The 528-nt window shown below is 58.5% G+C and carries 1 protein-coding gene; it reads left to right on the forward strand.

What is annotated here, in order from left to right; all coding sequences use genetic code 11:
• Positions 1–211: 211 nt before the first annotated feature.
• The coding region (locus D1646_RS13605; protein ID WP_160636977.1) for a hypothetical protein at positions 212–528 on the forward strand (317 nt) is incomplete at its 3' end.

Here is a 528-nt window from a genome sequence, read left to right on the forward strand (position 1 = left end):
TGTTGTCCTCCCTTTTTTCTTGTGTTGCACTTCATATGATAATCTTTCCACCCCCTTTGCCAAAGGGGGCAAGCGGCGGCGCCGCTTGTAGGCCCTGCTCCGCAGGGCCCATCCCCCGCCCCGGTGTGCGCACAGGAGAGACCCATTTGCAGGAAGGGGCTGGGCGGCTGCCGCCGTAAATTCTCAATTTCAAAGGCCGGGAGGTGACAAAATGCTGTTTTCTGTGGACCAGGAGGGCTATTTTACCTGGCGGCTGGTTTTGGAATACGGAAAAGTGCTGGGGAAGAGCAGAAGAAGGACTTTGTTGGGCAAACTTCTGATACTCCCCGGCATATGGATTTTGATTACCGGACTGGGCTTTCTCCTGGGCATGGTGCTTGTCCTCTGGGAGGGGACGATGACCGCGGAGGAGGCGCCGGGCATGATTGTGATGGTCCCGCTGACGCTGATTCTGGTGCTGTGGGGGCTGAGTTGGAGCGGCGTCAACCGGTTTCCCGCCGCTTTGACACGACTGCTCCTGGGGGGGGG

It is taken from the genome of Pseudoflavonifractor sp. 60, from assembly GCF_009911645.1.
Taxonomy (GTDB): Bacteria; Bacillota; Clostridia; order Oscillospirales; family Oscillospiraceae; genus Lawsonibacter.